Origin of the sequence: Cognatiluteimonas telluris (assembly GCF_011320095.1) — a bacterium.
GTDB lineage: Bacteria > Pseudomonadota > Gammaproteobacteria > Xanthomonadales > Xanthomonadaceae > Cognatiluteimonas > Cognatiluteimonas telluris.
The window spans coordinates 1-3,531 of the sequence record NZ_JAANOY010000057.1; the positions used below are offsets into that span (position 1 = coordinate 1).

General features: G+C 56.2%; 4 protein-coding genes. All 4 read right to left on the bottom strand.

All coding sequences use genetic code 11. The features are described from left to right. Positions 1-252: 252 nt before the first annotated feature. The gene (locus tag G7B67_RS12725; protein ID WP_166213004.1) at positions 253-669 is read right to left on the bottom strand and encodes a hypothetical protein; all 417 of its coding nucleotides are present in this window, start codon (positions 667-669) and stop codon (positions 253-255) included. Positions 670-1,388: 719 nt separating this feature from the next. Further along, positions 1,389-1,991, bottom strand: coding sequence for a hypothetical protein (locus tag G7B67_RS12730; RefSeq protein WP_166213006.1), 603 nt, complete (start codon positions 1,989-1,991; stop codon positions 1,389-1,391). 110 nt (positions 1,992-2,101) lie between these two features. Beyond that, positions 2,102-2,473 carry a DUF6404 family protein gene (locus G7B67_RS12735; RefSeq protein WP_166213008.1) on the bottom strand — a complete coding sequence of 124 codons (372 nt, stop codon included), beginning with the start codon at positions 2,471-2,473 and terminating at the stop codon, positions 2,102-2,104. Positions 2,474-2,955: 482 nt separating this feature from the next. Beyond that, on the bottom strand, positions 2,956-3,342 hold the full coding sequence (locus G7B67_RS12740) for a hypothetical protein (protein WP_166213010.1): 387 nt from the start codon (positions 3,340-3,342) through the stop codon (positions 2,956-2,958). Positions 3,343-3,531: the final 189 nt, after the last annotated feature.

Here is a 3,531-nt window from a genome sequence, read left to right on the forward strand (position 1 = left end):
CGCGGACTAGCCGAAGCTGCTTGTGCCGAAGCGAAGATGCACGACCGCGCACCAGGAGCCGCGAGCGCCCGGCATTGGTGCCGCCGGTAACCTCGATCGCCAGTACTGCCGCGTAGAGATACGAGCGCCGCTTAGATGACCCCAAGCGCGACCGAAGATGGTGGACGAAGGCGACAAGGTGCTGAGCGAAGCGAGCAACCCGAACTGCCGAAGTGCCGCAGCAGGCCCGCTCTTAGCGGCCTAACACCTGAATTAAGCCGAGCCGCGAAGCGGCTTCGGCTTGAATGAATTGTTAGCGCCCACGCCAAGTGCTGCGCCTGCAGCGCCATAGAGCGCACCGGCCAAAGCAAAACGTAGGCTCGCCAGCAACGTGAAGGGATCAAGAGGGCCGCTGTGGATAAGGAGTGCGTACCGTATGACCGCAGCCGTGGACCCAGCGATTAATGCCGTTAATACTTGACGCTTGCTTGAAACAACTCCAACTACAAACCATGGCAAGAGATACAGCAACGCTTCAAAAATCGGCCCATCAAGGAAGAGCCAATGAACAAGTCTCACATGACTTGGCTCGTATTCCATTGGCCGGTGATAAACAGCAACCTGCCAAAGACATGTGCTCAAAGCAATCCCAAGGATCCCAGCAAGTATCGGTCGCATCAGAATCTTCATGTGGGCGCTAACACCTGAATTAAGCCGACCCGCGAAGCGGGTTCGGCTTGAATGAATGGTTAGGCCTCGCCCTTACGGCGATTGCCTCGAAATCCCGCAACCATGTTTGCGGGCCCAATATGTAGCCACAGAAGCCGCAACGAACGCTGCCGTAGCGGCCCAGCCTATTGCGCTGGCGTAGGATGGATTGTCTCCGTGCATGAGCCTCTCCAGCAGAGCTAGTGCAACACATGCGATTGCGAAAACAAGCGAGAAGCGGCGCAGCCAGAAGTTGAAAAGGATGCTGGTCATTGAGTTCCCTTCGTGCGGGGCCTAACACCTGAATTAAGGGGAGCCACGAAGTGGCTTCCCCTTGAATGAATTGTTAGACGCGGTCAATCAGAGCACCTGAATCCTCACCGCGTCACCCCAAGGATGCGAGCACAGCCGCAGTTGCGCAAGACCAGCTCTTCGACGAAGCCACGATAGTCGGGCGCGCACCGCCGGAAACTGCGAGCGCCTCGCCGGAATGCAATACGGCACGGTTGGCGGAGGACTCCGCGAATCTCCGAGCGCAGCCTCGTAGATCGCATGCGCGCTAGGAAGACTCACTCGAAGCCCGACTCCACGAGGCGAGAGCAGAGGAAGCGCCTGGAAACCTACTCTCATTGAGCGGGCTGTTTGGCGTCTAACACCTGAATTAAGCCGAGCCGCGAAGCGGCTTCGGCTTGAATGAATTGTTAGGTGCCAGCGCGACGCGCCCGAAACACCAAATAGTCAGAAAGTTCATTGATCTCAATGTATCCCGCAGCCTCAGGAACAGAGGGTAGTAGCCCAACCTCAACGTACTGAATTCTTTCCGCTGTAACCAACTCTCCAAGACCACCCTCCAACATAATGTACGCCGCAGTCAAAAAATCCTGCTGCCTAGAAGGATCAAAGTGAGCATATGCCACTCTCAGTCCGAGCGACTCCGGATCTTCTCGAGATTCTAGCGGCAAGAACCATGTCGCTTCTGGCGCAAATGTGAGCCCTCTGTAGCTTGTAACGAAATCAAAGCCGTGTGCGGGCTTGAACGCTATGAACTGCCAGCCTGGAATTTGCGGCGCAGCGCCGACTAGGCGGCGAACCTTATGGAAGGCATCAAGATTGCCCTCGGCAGTTATGATTAGATCGTGCGGTCCGTTAGGGTGACCGCCTAGCTGAAACCAAAGTTCATCCGAGAACTCATGAAGTTGTGCCATGAACTCGTCTAGTAGCTGTTCCTTCTCAGGGACTTCTACATTCCGAAAGCGTGACTCATTGGCCCGGAACCACTGCCAGAAGCTCGCTGGATTCTTCATCTGGCACCTAACACCTGAATTAAGCCGACATGCGTAGTGGAGGCAAAAGGCGGCACGCTTTTCAGTGCCGCCTTTTGCTGGAACGAAGCATGTTCGGCTTGAATGAATTGTTAGGTGCGCAGCCGGGCTGTGCCCAGCGCGGACCAGGAACCTAATCCGAGTTTGCGGGCCAGACGACGGGTAAGCCAAGAGACAGTGATGCCAAACAATGCGCCGGTAATCAGGGCGATATCACCCGCCTCCTTGAACGACATGGTGCGAATGCCCTTGTTGCCCATGTACCAGGCAAAAGCGCCGAACACGACCCCGAAAAATGTGCCACCAAAGAGGGCGAGCGGAAGAAAGCCCATATAGAGCGGCGGCGGCAGCGGAATGCCCATTGACCAGAGCAACAGCCAAAGGGGCGGCGATGCTGTGGCCGGGGCTACACCTTTCTCCGCCATCAGGCGTTTGTATTCTTCAATTTTGCGATCGTGTGTCATGCGCACCTAACACCTGAATTAAGCCGACATGCGTAGTGGAGGCAAAAGGTGGCACGCTTTTCAGTGCCGCCTTTTGCTGGAACGAAGCATGTTCGGCTTGAATGAATTGTTAGGCCTGCGGCCCGTGTTGTTTCTGCATTTCTGGCGTGTCCCGGCAGAGTGCGCAATGTTGACCGCGCCGAGCCTGAAAGTATCGGGCCACGGTAAAGATGACGGCCGATATGACCGACCAAACTGCACCCTGAGTCACGGCGTATTCGACGCCTCTGCCTCGAACCAGGTGCGACGCAGCGATGACGACGAACGCCACAGCGAGCACCACCAAGAACCGACGCATCCAGAACGCTGTTCCCATGCGCAAAGATCTCCTTCCGCGGCCTAACACCTAAGTTAAGCCGAATTGCAGCGCGTAGCCGACAACATGGCAAGCTTTATCGGCCATGTTGTTGGCGTAGCGATGCAATTTCGGCTTGAACGCAATGTTAGGTGCCATCTTGCGCCTCCCATTGGGAGAGATCATTTACAGGCCGCGGCAATCGCCCCTCAAGCCACTCTGCCACCGTGCTGGGTTTGAACGACGGCTCTTTTGACTCAATAACCCAGGACAGGTAGTCGGCCGGCCCGCCATTGAGGTACGGGGGCGGCGACACAGGCATAAAAATGGTTGGCAATCGCTCATTGGCCGAAAGATAGTTGAGCACCGCGCCAAGCTCCTGGACGACGTGCCAGGCCAAAGGGTGAGATATATCCAGCGACAGCTTTACCCACCAATTGCCATTGTCGAACTTGCCGCTTCCGATGTTGCCGGTTACAGCAGGGACCTTGGTCAAGTAGGAGAGAAGCTCGTCAAAATCCTGGTGATCGCTCATGGCACCTAACACCTGAATTAAGCCGAGCCGCGAAGCGGCTTCGGCTTGAATGAATTGTTAGACCTCGCAGGTTAACAAAGTAAGTGCAACACCTGCGACGCCCAAGGAAGAAGCGGCGAGCTGGCAGACTGAAGGGGATCACTCCGGGAAGAGAAGATCCTTGAAGTACTGCCAGCTCACCGAGGCGGA